The 13,811-nt window shown below is 57.6% G+C and carries 13 protein-coding genes; 6 read left to right on the top strand and 7 right to left on the bottom strand.

What is annotated here, in order from left to right:
- Nucleotides 1-330: outer membrane protein assembly factor BamB family protein (locus tag BLV25_RS15585; RefSeq protein ID WP_176819518.1), on the top strand; the 330-nt coding region annotated here is incomplete at its 5' end.
- 136 nt (nucleotides 331-466) lie between these two features.
- On the opposite strand, the gene BLV25_RS15580 is transcribed toward BLV25_RS15585, so the two are convergent.
- Nucleotides 467-910, bottom strand: a complete 444-nt coding sequence (locus BLV25_RS15580) for a hypothetical protein (RefSeq protein ID WP_092735125.1) — start codon at nucleotides 908-910, stop codon at nucleotides 467-469.
- 594 nt (nucleotides 911-1,504) lie between these two features.
- Here BLV25_RS15580 and BLV25_RS15575 point away from each other — a divergent pair.
- Entirely contained in the window at nucleotides 1,505-1,975 is a 471-nt protein-coding gene (locus BLV25_RS15575; protein ID WP_256335767.1) for a PDDEXK family nuclease, read from the top strand.
- A gap of 200 nt (nucleotides 1,976-2,175) precedes the next feature.
- Here BLV25_RS15575 and BLV25_RS15565 read toward each other — a convergent pair whose 3' ends face one another.
- The 6 genes from BLV25_RS15565 to BLV25_RS15540 all read right to left on the bottom strand — a co-directional run bounded on the left by BLV25_RS15565 (nucleotide 2,176) and on the right by BLV25_RS15540 (nucleotide 7,586).
- Complete coding sequence (locus tag BLV25_RS15565; protein ID WP_092735119.1) at nucleotides 2,176-3,237, bottom strand: HNH endonuclease; 1,062 nt, start codon at nucleotides 3,235-3,237, stop codon at nucleotides 2,176-2,178.
- A 196-nt stretch (nucleotides 3,238-3,433) separates the two neighbouring features.
- On the bottom strand, nucleotides 3,434-4,093 hold the full coding sequence (locus tag BLV25_RS15560) for a 3'-5' exonuclease family protein (RefSeq protein ID WP_176819517.1): 660 nt from the start codon (nucleotides 4,091-4,093) through the stop codon (nucleotides 3,434-3,436).
- On the bottom strand, nucleotides 4,093-5,037 hold the full coding sequence (locus BLV25_RS15555; RefSeq protein WP_092735114.1) for a hypothetical protein: 945 nt from the start codon (nucleotides 5,035-5,037) through the stop codon (nucleotides 4,093-4,095). The genes BLV25_RS15560 and BLV25_RS15555 overlap by 1 nt, the downstream gene beginning before the upstream one ends.
- A gap of 310 nt (nucleotides 5,038-5,347) precedes the next feature.
- Nucleotides 5,348-6,169 carry a hypothetical protein gene (locus BLV25_RS15550; protein WP_092735111.1) on the bottom strand — a complete coding sequence of 274 codons (822 nt, stop codon included), beginning with the start codon at nucleotides 6,167-6,169 and terminating at the stop codon, nucleotides 5,348-5,350.
- The gene (locus BLV25_RS15545) at nucleotides 6,169-7,086 is read right to left on the bottom strand and encodes a hypothetical protein (RefSeq protein ID WP_092735107.1); all 918 of its coding nucleotides are present in this window, start codon (nucleotides 7,084-7,086) and stop codon (nucleotides 6,169-6,171) included. Before BLV25_RS15545 ends, BLV25_RS15550 begins: the two co-directional genes overlap by 1 nt.
- Nucleotides 7,086-7,586: a hypothetical protein gene (locus BLV25_RS15540; RefSeq protein WP_256335766.1), complete on the bottom strand. Its 501-nt coding sequence runs from the start codon at nucleotides 7,584-7,586 to the stop codon at nucleotides 7,086-7,088. Before BLV25_RS15540 ends, BLV25_RS15545 begins: the two co-directional genes overlap by 1 nt.
- A gap of 145 nt (nucleotides 7,587-7,731) precedes the next feature.
- Here BLV25_RS15540 and BLV25_RS15535 point away from each other — a divergent pair, with 145 nt between their 5' ends.
- From BLV25_RS15535 to BLV25_RS15520, 4 genes are all read left to right on the top strand, one after another.
- The gene (locus BLV25_RS15535) at nucleotides 7,732-8,016 is read left to right on the top strand and encodes a helix-turn-helix domain-containing protein (protein WP_256335765.1); all 285 of its coding nucleotides are present in this window, start codon (nucleotides 7,732-7,734) and stop codon (nucleotides 8,014-8,016) included.
- Nucleotides 8,017-8,858: 842 nt separating this feature from the next.
- The gene (locus tag BLV25_RS15530; protein ID WP_092735104.1) at nucleotides 8,859-11,063 is read left to right on the top strand and encodes a queuine tRNA-ribosyltransferase tRNA-guanine transglycosylase; all 2,205 of its coding nucleotides are present in this window, start codon (nucleotides 8,859-8,861) and stop codon (nucleotides 11,061-11,063) included.
- Nucleotides 11,060-11,773, top strand: a complete 714-nt coding sequence (locus BLV25_RS15525) for a hypothetical protein (protein ID WP_092735101.1) — start codon at nucleotides 11,060-11,062, stop codon at nucleotides 11,771-11,773. The genes BLV25_RS15530 and BLV25_RS15525 overlap by 4 nt, the downstream gene beginning before the upstream one ends.
- A 728-nt stretch (nucleotides 11,774-12,501) precedes the next feature.
- Complete coding sequence (locus tag BLV25_RS15520) at nucleotides 12,502-13,668, top strand: homing endonuclease associated repeat-containing protein (RefSeq protein WP_092735098.1); 1,167 nt, start codon at nucleotides 12,502-12,504, stop codon at nucleotides 13,666-13,668.
- Nucleotides 13,669-13,811: the final 143 nt, after the last annotated feature.

The raw sequence follows: 13,811 nt of genomic DNA, 5'->3' as shown, positions 1-13,811 counted from the left end.
TTCCTCGGAACACGAAGTCAGGAAATCGTCGCTCTTTCGATCGATGACGGCGCAACGATCTGGCAGCAATCCGGAAGCGCAACCCGCGGGATTAGCGTCGGCCGCGAGTCAATCGTTATCTCGGGTGAAAGCCTTCCCGAAGCAAATCTCGCCGGGCTTGCCGCGCTAAACCGATCCGACGGGACCGTTCAGTGGGAACACCAAATCGAAGGATTCGACGCGTACCCCAGCACCGCACCCGTTCTCGCAGACAAAGCCGTCTACTACACGAGCAACGCAAGTAGCGGGGTCGTCGCCCTCGGTGACGTACCGAGTAATGATGACGAGTAACGAGTCAGCGGGTCGGGACTCTCAAGGGCGTGAGAACAGGATCAAGCACGAGAGCTGGAAAGGACCGATGGCAGAGTCACAGTCGGGGAGGCAGGGTCACAGCACGACTATACCCATACTCCACCCCGAAAGAGTATCACCAACGACACAACGCAGCAACAGCCCAGTGGTCATCCCGCTGGATCAGATTGTTGTAGTGGCGTGGTGACAACACTGGCCGGGCCTGTTCGTCATAGATGAGGCATTCTCGACATCTCATCACAGTGCACGCCGGAGCGTAGCCACTCTCATCATCTTCAAAAGATTGGAATTTGTCTACCATGCTATCCCGAACGGCATCCATCAGCTCCTCTGTCTCGTCCTCTGATGTATGGTGAATCCCGTCACTATCCGGTATCGAGTATCTGCTGTCCTCTTCTTCTGCGAGAACAGGATACAAGCGGAACCAGTCAAAGATCGGATTCGTTCCACCAGGAGCGTCGCTCTCCGTGTGACATAACTCAAGGAACGCGCCGTACGCATTTTCGATTGCCTCTTCTCGTGTTTCGCCGGATACAATCGCGTATAGTGTTATCTTCATCGGTTGTGTGGGTTAGCCGCTTCAGTTGGTGTCGGGCTGTCCGGTGATTGCCCGCTCGATACCGTTAGAGACGGGACTGCTGTGCTGTTCCTGCTGCGTGATATGCTTTCGCCGCACGGCGAGGTAGCACCTGCAATTCCCTACGCTACCGAGCAGGACGAGTGGTGCTGGACTCTCACCGCTGGCCATAGGTTCGCGTACCGACTCAGGCGACAGGAACTCACCTTCGGTCGGGTCTGCTATCGATCGGCGCTGATTAGCCGAACGGTCGTTTTGCGTGTGGTTGTCTTCTGTGTTGATGTGGTCGTGTTCCGTCATTAGTGACGTGTTGTCTGTTGTGTGGATTTCTGAGCTGTTTGCTGTCCATATCCGCCGGTTTAGCGTCGATTCGTGCCCGCTTCATAACTTTCAACCACCGTGTGAACCACGGCTGTATAGGCGAGGTGGATTGACTGACATAAATGCTCGTAAAATGGTGACGCCCCCACCCGCTCTCACACCGCCTGTCTGCGTCTGGTCTCACCCCCGCGGCCAGTCATCCCGTGTTCTTGGCCACGGGAACACTATTGAGAGAAAAATGACTCGTATGGACTGATGGCGCAGATCTGGGTGACCAACGGGACGCCGACTATGCCCGGTATTCTCAATCCCGTGACCGCGGCGTGTGACCAGGGATACGTCCCAGACAACGTCTGGATGCTCTCGAATCCCAGCGTCGCTGAGTACGTCACCGAGGCCACGAACCGGTTTGAAGTAATCATTGATGCGTACGGTGGCGATGCCGATGTGTATACTCGTGACTTAGACGACGAGACGGACTTCCACGGCATTATCGACTTCTACCGATCTACTATCGAAACCGTCCAGAAGAATGACGACACGATTGCTGGCGATGTCACCCCCGGTCGGAAATTCATGTCTGCCATCGCATTCCAGTCAGGATTCAAATTCGACGCTGACCACGTCTTCTATTTCCACCGGAAAGCAGAGGGATACTACGGGCAGTTCTACGCCGAAATCCCACGGACCGCCACCGACCTAATCGATTTCACCAAGGTGCTGTAATGCAGATCGAACGCCAACGACTGATGATTCTCCTCAACGCCCTCTACGATCAGGACGTCGAATCAATTCCTGTCAACCATCCCTGCGAGGACATCGGAGAACTCAGCCAAATCACTCTTAATCAAGCGAAACAGACTCACCACACCTGCCGTCACTTTCTGGCTTACAAGCGTGATGACTCCGCTGAGCCGAGGCGAGACCTACAGCTCGGTGGTGAGCTCCTGCAACGCAGTGATAGCTGCTTCTAACTGCGCCTGCAGCTCCGGATCGGCCCCGTCCACTGGTATGGCACCGGCTCTGTCAGCGTGACCCTGCTGTGCGGCCTCGCCCCTAGGAGCAACGTCACCCGAGGCGCTATCCGCAGCATCCTCACCAACGGCATCCAGCCGCTGTTGATTCTCACCACCGGCGGCAGTCTGGCTCGTGTCCGCCTCGCCGGTCGGGTCACTCGTCTCACCGCCAGCCGGGTGCTGTCCACCATTCCCACCGCGTCGAAACGCATTCAACGGGAAATCGTACGCCATCGCGCGTTTTTCCTTGTGAAACGTCGTCCTTCTGGAGACATCGAGCACAGCCATCACGGTCTCCCGGTCGCACCCACGCTCCAGTGCCTGCCTAACTTGCTCGTCCTCAACGCGCTGAATCAACGCTTGCGGATCCGACGGAATATGCCCACGCGCTGAATGCTCAATCTGCTCGGTCAGGCCCCACTCGCCGGTGTCAGCGTCCTGATCGACGATCTGCTGGTCCCGAGAGTCGACCATATTGTCAAGCCCCATCAGCAACGCCAGCCGCTCCCGAACCGTGGTGACGGACAACTCAGCCGTCAACCCGTTCGAAATCTCACCGGTCCGCGCCGGCCCCTCATCAGCCAAGTACCGCAGGATCTCGATGTCCTGCGGGAGCAGCACACTCTCATCTTCCTCAGTGATATCCACTGGCAACTCATCCGGGGTGCTCTGCTGGTGGAACCAACTATGGCACGACCGGCACAGCAACGTTAAATTCTCCAGGTCGTGCTCGTTTATCCCGTCGGGGTCCCGCTCGATGTGATGGACGTGCAGCGTCGCCAGCCCACCTTGTGCAGGCCCGCGTCGCCCGCACGCCTGGCACCGATGCTGGTACTCCGTCAGGACCTCGTCACGCGTCGCCGGGTCAACCGTCTCGTGACACTCACGAGGGCTCGTCGTCCCGGCGTCCTTGCCGTCTGTAGTTGGACTGCCTGATTCATCCGCTCGGGGTCGTGTATCAGCTTCTGCCATATTGTCTCTCAGTGTACGTCGTGTTCAGTTGCGACCGATACTGCACTGCGCTGCCGTGAGTCTTGGTGTATCGCTTCACTCCGCACCGACAGCACCAACGGAGCCGCCTGTCGACACCGCGCGTCAATCCGGCGGCACCACCCAGTCACGCACTTGCCCAGCCCGCCACGCGGCTACGACTCCCGGCACCCGCATCTCAACTCGACCTCGTCGGCGTCAACGATTTCACGTTGAACTCTGCCTTGCTACAGTACCGCTCAGCAACCCGGCCGAGCGCCCGCGTCCGCAACACATCCGCCACGTTATGCAACACGAGCTCCACGAACCGCCCGTCTTCGAAAGCGGTCACCGCCGCGGCACTGTCCTCAAACGGATCAAGGTCACTATGCGACCCGTCGCCGAGCAGCCTGTACACAGCCGCCAACCCGCGCTGTTCCTCACCGTCAACCGTCGTGTTGAACCGATCCGAAATCACCGGCAACACGTCCGCATACGCCACATCGAACGGCCACGCCATCCCATGCGCCGCGTACCGACTCCGCAGGAACGGCAGATCGAACCCGCCACTCCACACCTCGCCGTTAAACGCAACGAGCAGCGACTCCGCGTCCTGTATCCGGTCACCGATGAACGCCGCGACAGCCGCCAACAGCGCGGACTCATCAGGGTGTGTCGACACATTCACAAGTGTGTCCGACAGCCGCGCCGACACGCTGGCCTCGACATCGCCGGCGGCCCGCCCAGCGGTCTGAACGAACACCCGGACACCCATCGGCATCGCAAACCCGACGACCGTCACCTCATCATTGATGTCAAATCCAGTCGTCTCAATATCGAACGCCACCTGCTCAAGCATCACACCACCCCCTCACGCTCCGGCACGCGATCACGACCCGCCGGCCGCACCCGCAGCTCACCGAACCCGAATCGTGCGTGTGTTCCGATTCGCAACACGCCGTTTTTCGCCGTCTGTATCGGGTCGTTTCCGGCGTAGCCGACAAGTTGCCCGTGATCGATCGTCGCCAAGTCGTACACCGACTCCCCAGCGAGTCGCTCCTCGCGGCGACGCAACCGCCGGTCTCGCGTCGGCGCATCACTTCCCATGCCCGTAACCGACGTATCCCACCACCACGGCACCGACTGGGTGTCCGCGTCCGGGGCCTCACTCTGCAAGACGTACGGCGTCACCAGCTCGATGGAGTACTGGTCGTGCCCCCGCAGCCCATCGAACGACACCGCGTCGAGATCGACGACCTGTGAGTCGACAAGCGATACCTCCCCAAACCCGTAGTTCCGCGCGCCGCCCACCCGGATCCCATCAAGCACGCTCTCATCAAGCGGGAGCACGCCCTCGCGCTCACTGTGAAGATACGCGTGGATGTACCATGTCACGCGGCGCTTCGAATTCCGCTGGTGTGCCGGCACCCCGAAGAACGACTCCGGCGCGACCGCGAGCCGCCCGCCGTGCGACTGGACATCCATCGTATTCTGCGCCTCACGCGGCCGGGACGCCTGCAACCATCGCTGGGCTGCGTCCCGAAACAGGAACAGATCCTCGTACGACTCGACCGGCGGGAGCGACCCGCCGAGCTTCCCCGCATACCCATCCTGTGAATGCTCATCCGGGTACGACCCGTACTCAGACGGCGTGAACACCCCGTGACTCACCTGTAACTCGCGTCGCGCCCGGTCGTCGACGTCCGCCGCGATCGCTTGAAACAACGCGTGACCCGACACGTGATACGGCCGCCCCGCGTACGGCGCTGTCAACTCGAACACGACCTGCTGGATCCGCGTCATACCACACCACACCCCCTTCGGTTCACATCGAGATCATAACACACCGACCCATCCCGGGTAACTGCATCACCACAGCGAGCCCCCACTCGACTCAACCCCCACTCACCACCAGCAGGAGACACAGCCCCACCAAGCACCCGCAACGCACGGCGAACCGCTGGTGAGGCGTGTACTGCCGGGCGGTCCAACGACCCTCGACCCTGGAGAGCCGGGAACGCGACCGGACACGCAGTCCGACCCGCCGACTCACCGTACGACCATATCGCATGACCGGAGTCAGCAGCCCAGCCGTCACGACCGTGACGACGGGTCACGCATCCACCCCCACCGTGCCGCGCGTCTCACCCGCGACAGCATCCTCAATGTACTGTAGCGCCGTCGACCACGACCGGATGCGACGGAGCTGTGCGTCGACGTGTCGCCACCATACCGTGTCACGATCCACCGGCGACCCAGACACGCGACTCCACACATCCGCAAACGACTCAGCCGGCGCCGGACCAAGCCACGCCGCCGACCCGTCCGGTGACGCCGTCAACCGCATCGTCATCGCCTCCGTCCACAGGATGGTTCGGTGTGGAATCACCGTATCTGCGTCAAGTGCCGCCTGCTGTCTCACTACTCGATCCGCATCTCGTGGCGGTACATCTGTAGTCGGTTCTACAACCAGGAACAGGTCATCAAACACGTGGCCCGCCCGGTACGCATCAAGCAGTCCCGCCACCAGCAACACGTGATACTTCAACGACGAATACGGCAGAAACACCGACTCATTCACCAGCGACGCAGTCTCACTCGTCAACCACGCCGCGTGCAACTCTTCCGGCGACCCATCAACCAGCGGCGTGATCGAAGTATCCTGTACGGGGACCGCCCCCGTTTCGAGTACCGAGCCCGTGAGCAGCGACAGCCGCGCCGGCGACGCATGATTCGCCACCGTCTGCTCGGGTTCGCCGTCCGGCCGGCTCAACAACGCCGCATCCCGATCCGCCTGCATCGGGACTGATTCATTAACCGGCACATCGAACAGCTCGTCACACCCCGACCCGTGCTGACGACCACGCAGTTTGTGAACATCGTGCCGATACGCCACCCGCAGATCCACGCTAACCGTATCACTCGCTTGCGCCATCACAGCTCCCCCATACTGTTCACACGCTCTTGCAGCGGCGTCACGAACTCCTGGCGCACCGACTCCCGCCACAGGTCATCCTTCCACGCCATCCCCGACGTGGCGTCCTGCGCGCGATTATACACCCGCTTGATCTCAGCGTCCGTGTACAACGGGTTGATGACGCGCGCATCCACCATCCCCGCCCCGAAATTCCGCGCCCCACCAAGCTGAAGCTCAAACTCATCACTATGCGCATCCAAATAATCAACCGCCTCAACCAGCAGCCCGACGTACTCCGGTTTCAACTCCCGCAGCGACAACTTCCACGTCCCCACCAGGTTCCCGACAACGTCTCGGGACGCCATCCGCAACGGCTGCCCGTCATCCTCACTGTTCCGCGAACGCACCTGCGTATTCAGTTGGCGGTAATGCGCTTCCGCTTCGCCCTGCAGGACGTCGACTTGCCGGCGAATCGGAGAAAACCGGATCGGCCGACGCACCAACCGCCCCGCCCGATCATTAAACCCGCCGAACAAGTCATAGACGACACAGCCCGCATCGTCGTCGACGCACGACCCTTTCTCGTGGTACCCGGCGTCGAGGTCACGCTCATACACATCCTCAAGCATATAGTCCGCATTCGCCTCACCCGGATGACACGCCGACCCGCCCGCCACCTGCACCACACGCTCACAACCGTGCCGCAACCACCCCGACAATGGGAACGGCGACACCATCCCACCAATCAAATTCTGCGGATCATCCGCCTCATACCGATCCGCCGAGGCGTGATGGCGATCCGTCACGATCCCATCGCCCGGTGCGAGCAGCGGAATCTCGAGTCCCACGTACAGATCCGGAAGCGTGAGCTCCTCGACATCGTCCGGGAGCGACACCTCACGATCCAAATGCGACGTCTCAAACTCCAACACCATCACCAACCACCCCCATCAGCCCGAGTATCCTCACAGACAACCGACAGCAACGACCTCGGACCACCCCGATGCTCAGTGACGGTAGTGCTCCGGGCCTCAGCATCGCGCGTCGTGTCATCACCCACCACGCAAGCCGAGTCCGACGACGCCACACTCACCACCACCACCGACGGCGCAAGCAGAACCAACCACGACGACTGCACCGCCACATCAGAACACAGCCCAACCCGACCAGTCACCACGAGCTCGTGGACGCCGCGCATAAACTCCGTCGGGTGTGCGTGCTCGTCCGCCCCGCACATCACGTATCCGATCTCAAAAATGGGGTTGCCAGCCGCCCGGAAGGCATACGCGGTCAGCTCGTCGCCTTCCCGGAGCTCGCGGTCGCAGACCTGACACGCCGCCGGCCCTTCCCCGAGCGCAATATATTTTATTTTTGATATATCTTCAATTAACTGGTCACCGACAACCTCTTGATTCGGGGGATTTGAGTTTTCCATGGGTTCTCACGTCCAGTGTGAAACCCAGTCCGAGTGTCCCTAGCACTCGGGCGTTTCTCGACATTAACGCCCCGTTGGGACCGGGCTTCCACACCATATCTTATATAGTGTAATGGTATAAACTTTTCCATCTCTTCCATAAGAGATGGGTTTCCAACCCATCACTTACATAGGCGAAGTATACGAATTAGACATCGTGCCTGGAAAAGATCGTGAGGAAGAATCGGGAAGGTATACTACGACTTATACCGATTCTGAGTTTATAGAAGCCATTCAGCAACTCGAAGGAATGGCAGGTACATCAGAGATCGCCGAGGAGATTGGTTGTACTCAGCGGACCGCATACACGCGACTCAAGTCCTTGGAAGATCAGACTAAGATTGAGAGCCGTAAGGTCGGAAGTTCACTGCTCTGGAGTCTTTCTGAGTAGCTTACCCATTCAATATGAGTTTGTATGTTCCTGACAGGGCCTTATAATGAAATCCCGTCTCGCCCACTTACTCACGAACCGTTCACGGCCAACAGCGAACGCGGCACAGCGACTCACTTCTCGCTATTTATGCCGGGCTACAATTACGGTCCGTCGGAAAACGAACTCGTTCTGAACATCATTTCACACCTCTTACCTTCCAATCGTATTCAGGGTCTGGAGGAATAGCCCTCCGTAGGTGCGATAGGTCGTTTGTTCTAAGACGCAGTCAAGGACAGTCTCTTCCCAGAAGTCCGGATCAAACTGAATCCTAAAGGTCCGAATATCGAGGCTTGTCCGACTCCCATAAATAATCGCTGTAGTCTCGGGGTGCTGAGCGTACTTTTTGCCAAACCATGGAGATACGCGTTTATCTGCGTCTTGTGATGTGGATTTGGTGCAGTCAGATACTCTACCGATTTCTTAGTCTTGATCACCAGCAACAGAAGTGGTGATGTATGTTCGTTAACGACGACTGGACCCGTTTCACCTTTGATGTGAATATAACCTATGCCCACTCCCGATATACGATACATCATCTACTACAATAGCTGAATTGGTGACTCTATCGTCGATCTCAGTAGTCCACTCCAACATTCTTGTCTTCTAAATCCTTGACAATCCCCTTACTCAGTTGATTGAGTAATTGGGGTATTGTGACGCAGGGAACTATTTGGCGAGTCTGAAACAGACCGTCCCCAACTAAAATTAGATCAGGTTCACGCCGAGGGCCGGTTCCCGCCCCGAAAAAAACAGCTTTCAAATACTGGTCGGGACACGTAACAGTAGGTGACTATCTACGCGTGAGGTTCTACGTACCGGAATGGGAAGACCGCGTCGACGCTCACTATGACTTTGAGCACGACGAGCACTCTTCGCCGCATACCAGCGAACGCGTCCAGCAGTACATCTGGGATATCTTCGATTACGAGAGCACACCCATCGACGGCGTCCTCATCTCCCGCGAGCAGGTTGAGGACAGCCGCACGAAGTTCGAGCGTCTCATCGACCACGGAGTCCACCACGAAGCGTCCGGTCTGAACATCCCCGACTGGCTGCCTACGATCAGCGACTGCGGGGCTTGGGGCTACAAACAACTCCCGTTTCCGCCCTACGACAACGACGGGATGTTGGAATTCTACGAGCAACTTGGCGTCACGGTCGGCGTGACTATCGACCACCTTGTGCTAGGCACTGGTCATCAGGAGCGACTCTACCTCGACAAGCGTGCGATGCCCGAGGGATTCTCCACGGACGATCTACCCGAGGACCTAACGGAGGACCTCGACCTTATGATCGACGAGTGGCCTGACACCTGGCCCGACTATGTGGCCGAATCCGAACCGTCGATCTACGAGGCGGGCGATCCGGACCCGTTCGACTTATCGATTTTCGAGGGATCGGCCGATCGTGTCCTCGCCGACCTCCGGGACGACCCACGGGCGGTCTATCGGGAAGACGACACCGACTTTCGCTACCAGTTGACGCTGAAGAACGCCCGCGAGATGCGCGACCTCTACGAAGAAAACGGCTACTCATTTCGTCTTATGGTCGCAATCCAGGGGTGGGATCCCGGATCGTACGCCAATGCGGCACGGAAGGTCCTCGGGATGGGCTACGACTACCTCGGTATCGGTGGGGTTGCGGGCAGCAACGTCGAGGACGTCCGAAAGACCACCACCGAGCTCGGGACTGTTATCAAGGACTACGAACGCGGGTTCGACACCCGAGTCGACACGCACGTCTTCGGGTTCGCAAAGACGGACGCCTTCGAGACGATCGGTCGGACCGGGATGACGAGTTTTGACAGCGCGAGTATGCTGCGGGCTGCCTGGACGGGCGGCGAGAACTACCACCTCGATAGTGAACGCCGCTATGACGCCATCCGCGTCCGGTACCCGTCGAACGGTGATGACCTCGAAGACGCTGTCGAGAAGGCCCTCCGCGGACAGGAGGTGCTTCACGGCCTCCGGGCGTTCGACGAGAATCGGTCGATCGCAGATGCGCTCGACGAGTGGCTCTCGTCGGCCGAGATTGCCCTCGATAGCTTCGAGAGCTACCTCTATGACAACCGGTTCGACGACCGGTTCGATGCTTCTCGGCTCCGTGACATTGAGCAGTCACTCCGAGAGGACTTCGATCTGGCAGGGGAGTTGAAGGCGAGTTTCAGCGATATGCTCCGGAGTCGCGTCCACAAACTCCTCCGCGAAGACGACCCGGAGGAGCCACTCCTTTTCGAAGAGTACGCGAGATTGTTGAAGACAGCGAGCGGCGTATTCGAAGAGTTCGAGTCGATGCAAGCGGAGATTGCACGGCGCGAACGGACGACCGCCGATGTCGGGACGTTCAAACAGGTCTGGGCGCTCGTCAAATCGTATGCGGAGTGGATGGGTGACGAGGACCACCTCCAAGCCTACGAGAAGACCCTCCGCAACGAACCGTGGCGGGAGTGTGGCTGTCCAATCTGCTCCGAACTCGGTATCGAAGTCGCCATCTTCCGGGGAAACAACCGGAACCGTCGCCGCGGATTCCACAACACCCGGAAGTTCTACGACGAGTTTGAGGAGGAACTGCCGAAGATCCTCGTTGCCACCGAGGCCTCAGCCAGTTTATCGGGTGTTGAAACGATCGAGTCGTATCTTCGGAACAGTGAACCCGAACTCTGGAAGGCGGTTCATGACCTGCCGGTCGCGGAGATCGGGGTCGTAACCGCAAACGGCGTTCACGAATGGTGGGAGCAACCGCCGTCGACGGTTTCACTCGCCCCGTCCAAACTCGGTCAACAAATCGGAGCCCATTGCGTCCGCTATCAAGACCTCTTCATATATTCGACGGATCGCCCTCTGTTCGAGGAAGTTCGACACGCGGTCGAGACCCAAGATTGTACGGTTCACGAGTATTCCGACGCGAATGAGCTACGAACGGCGGTTCTCGACCGCCTGGGGTACGAGGCTGAATATCTGCCGTCACGGCTCGTCCAATCCGGGCTCGCGGAGTTCAGCCAATGAAGATACTCATCATCGACCAGTGCTCGGGAGCGAAGGAGTACCCCGATGAGAGTCCGGTGTTCGATGCCGACGAGATCGATGCGCAGCCGAGAGAGGAGTTGTTTGAACAAGAGGGTGTGGCAAGATTGCGGGCACGTGATCTCTACAAGGGCCGACAGCAGCAATATATCTCCGAAGCCGTCGACGCTCTTCGGGAAACGGGGTATGAGGTGGACCGCTACTTCATCAGCGCAGGGTTCGGTCTCGTCGAAGAGACCGAGGAACTTCCCCCGTACGAAGTCACCTTCAACGAGATGTTGAAGGAAGAGCTTCTAAATCGGAGGACGAAACTCGGGATTCCGCAGTCGGTTCGGGAACTCTTTGCCGTGGAGAAGCCGTACGACATCGTGTTCTTCGCACTGGGGAGCAAGTACTATCTCAGCATAGACGTCCAGGGGATAATGTCTGAAATCCCATCCGGCACCTGGGGTGTGCTTTTCAACCAGGCAGAGGTGGCCAACGGGCGGAAGAATCTCATCTCGATTCCGGCAAGAACTGACGAGGCGAAGGAGAACGGATCGATTGTCGTCGCGCTTAAAGGAACGTATCTGAAGAACTTCGCCAGCAACCTGTCTGCCGGGAATACAATCGAGACTATCTCTGATATTGAGGAGTTCTGCACTTCGGAACCCACGGCCCAACTCGACTTCAAGCAGTTCGAAGACTCGTGAACTCCTCAGAATGACATAATTATTATAATTGGCTTCATCTCAGACCTGAGCCTAATCGAGTGAGTTGCCAAATGCTGTACCGACAACGGACGCTCTAGACACCCCACGGAGCACTCAACATCCTTATCCTACTCTCGGTCCGGAACATCGGGAAGCGGTCGAGCGACAATACCCCAGAATATGTGGACAGCATCTATGATTTGCAGACCGCGATGGTCAACGCCCGTGCCATCAGACAGCGTGAATCCCAGTGGGAGTGACTACAAGATTCTCCGAAAGACGATCTGTCTACGTTGAACACCATCCGGCACCTAATGGATCAGAACTATCGGGGCTTTACATACTCTTTGGGTGTGCTCCCGAGGTCTGGCAGGACGTGATGAGTAAATACCACGCCTCCTCTGAGAGAATAGGTCAAGAAATTGTACTCAGCCCTCTGACAGTTGACGATGTCAACCAACTTATTGAAGCGTACCTAGGCAAACAACGTACCGGGTCAACGACAGGGAGGAAGCTATTCTCAGAAGAGGTTGTAGAACTTATTCTACAACGTTCGCAAGGGAATATCCGACAGATACTGTCCGTGTGTATTCGAGTTCTAGACCAAGCAGTAGACAACTGTGAGAACGATATCCCCCCGACTTCGTCAATCAGGTTCTGGAATGACACCGGTCATCGGGGAGTACTACCCAAACTGAAAAGACGCTCTACCATTAGATACCGAATAGATGGTATCGAGCGAGGAATTCTACGCACTCTCTCAGGAAGAACAACGGAAACTGGTCGATGAGCGGAGGGTGATCCTCGACCAGAATCCTGTGCGTGAAATCCCTGAGTACGGAGCGCCGATTAGGGTTCTCGATAAACCGTTCACTACCGCCATCTTCGACCGACTCCAAAACAGTCGATATACGGTCTCCGAACTCGCCGGCGAAATCGGTGTACGTGAAAAGTACGTTCGGAACGCCATCAACAAACACCGACACCGACGGTTCGAGAAACTGCTTGACGAGTACAGCGCGGTCCTGCGAGCCAAAGACATCGACGGACCCGCTCTTGTCTACTCTCTCGAATCGATTCCGTACTTTGCTCGGGTGATGGATCCGACGCTGAGTTGCTCGCTTTTGCGCTGGAACGATCTACTCGTCGATCGACTTGACGTCACCGAGTGGATTCCTGCCAATAAAGTCACAGAGATTGATGAAGACTACGCGTGGGTCATTGCGAACTACTGGGATCTCGACCCGGACGACACCTTCGACTTCATCACCGAATTCGAGCGCCGGTACGTAGAGACAGCCCTCGGACCTCTCCCTCTTGTTTCAGACACTGAGAAGTACGAGAGCGTCCGGCGCCGTCTCGCTGAAGCAGAAAACGCCTATGCGCGACGGAAAGGTATCGATGATACCACGCCTCGTGAGAAAGTGGATGCATTTGCGGGCGAGCATACCAAAGAAGTTGGAGGGATGGGTTTCTACCAGAGCCTCTCGCTGATCCTTTTCGACCTCTTGGAATACGCTCGTTACGAAGATCCCTCTATTCAGGATGTGATTGAGGACCAGCTCGACGTGGTCCTGGAGTGGGTGGAACCCAAACCCAGTAATCAAAACGAAGCCTCAACTCAGACGGACGCCGAATCAGTATCCCAAGACTCGCTGGAGTCCTCCGAATTACGACCGACTTCCAATACCTATGAGGAGGAATTCGACTGGGACAAACGAGAACTTATCATCGAGTTAGTCGCGCTGACTCAGGAGTTGGGTAGACTCCCTAATGAGACCGAAATCAACGACAGAACACGGTTCTCCCACAGAGCCTATGTGAAGAAATTCGGCTCGTTGATGGCCGCATTTCGGAGTGCAGGAATTCTTACTGAAGACGCATCCAATAACTGAGAGCAACCCAGAACTCCCTGAGAGCGGCGTTTCGAAGGCGGCAAAGAACCAGATCGAAACTGCAGCCGAAATTCTCGATCTTTCTTTTCGAACCAAAGAAATTGTTGTAGAGTACTCCCAGATCGCATCTGATACCAGTAGTA

Source organism: Halopenitus persicus, from assembly GCF_900107205.1.
Taxonomy (GTDB): Archaea; Halobacteriota; Halobacteria; order Halobacteriales; family Haloferacaceae; genus Halopenitus; species Halopenitus persicus.
This window is presented reverse-complemented; position numbering and strand designations above follow the sequence as displayed.

Excerpts from the sequence above, each read along its gene's own strand:
- BLV25_RS15580 (WP_092735125.1), bottom strand. The coding sequence starts at position 910 with ATGAAGATAACACTATACGCGATTGTATCCGGCGAAACACGAGAAGAG.
- BLV25_RS15575 (WP_256335767.1), top strand. The coding sequence starts at position 1,505 with ATGGCGCAGATCTGGGTGACCAACGGGACGCCGACTATGCCCGGTATT.
- BLV25_RS15565 (WP_092735119.1), bottom strand. The coding sequence starts at position 3,237 with ATGGCAGAAGCTGATACACGACCCCGAGCGGATGAATCAGGCAGTCCA.
- BLV25_RS15560 (WP_176819517.1), bottom strand. The coding sequence starts at position 4,093 with ATGCTTGAGCAGGTGGCGTTCGATATTGAGACGACTGGATTTGACATC.
- BLV25_RS15555 (WP_092735114.1), bottom strand. The coding sequence starts at position 5,037 with ATGACGCGGATCCAGCAGGTCGTGTTCGAGTTGACAGCGCCGTACGCG.
- BLV25_RS15550 (WP_092735111.1), bottom strand. The coding sequence starts at position 6,169 with ATGGCGCAAGCGAGTGATACGGTTAGCGTGGATCTGCGGGTGGCGTAT.
- BLV25_RS15545 (WP_092735107.1), bottom strand. The coding sequence starts at position 7,086 with ATGGTGTTGGAGTTTGAGACGTCGCATTTGGATCGTGAGGTGTCGCTC.
- BLV25_RS15540 (WP_256335766.1), bottom strand. The coding sequence starts at position 7,586 with ATGGAAAACTCAAATCCCCCGAATCAAGAGGTTGTCGGTGACCAGTTA.
- BLV25_RS15535 (WP_256335765.1), top strand. The coding sequence starts at position 7,732 with ATGGGTTTCCAACCCATCACTTACATAGGCGAAGTATACGAATTAGAC.
- BLV25_RS15525 (WP_092735101.1), top strand. The coding sequence starts at position 11,060 with ATGAAGATACTCATCATCGACCAGTGCTCGGGAGCGAAGGAGTACCCC.
- BLV25_RS15520 (WP_092735098.1), top strand. The coding sequence starts at position 12,502 with ATGGTATCGAGCGAGGAATTCTACGCACTCTCTCAGGAAGAACAACGG.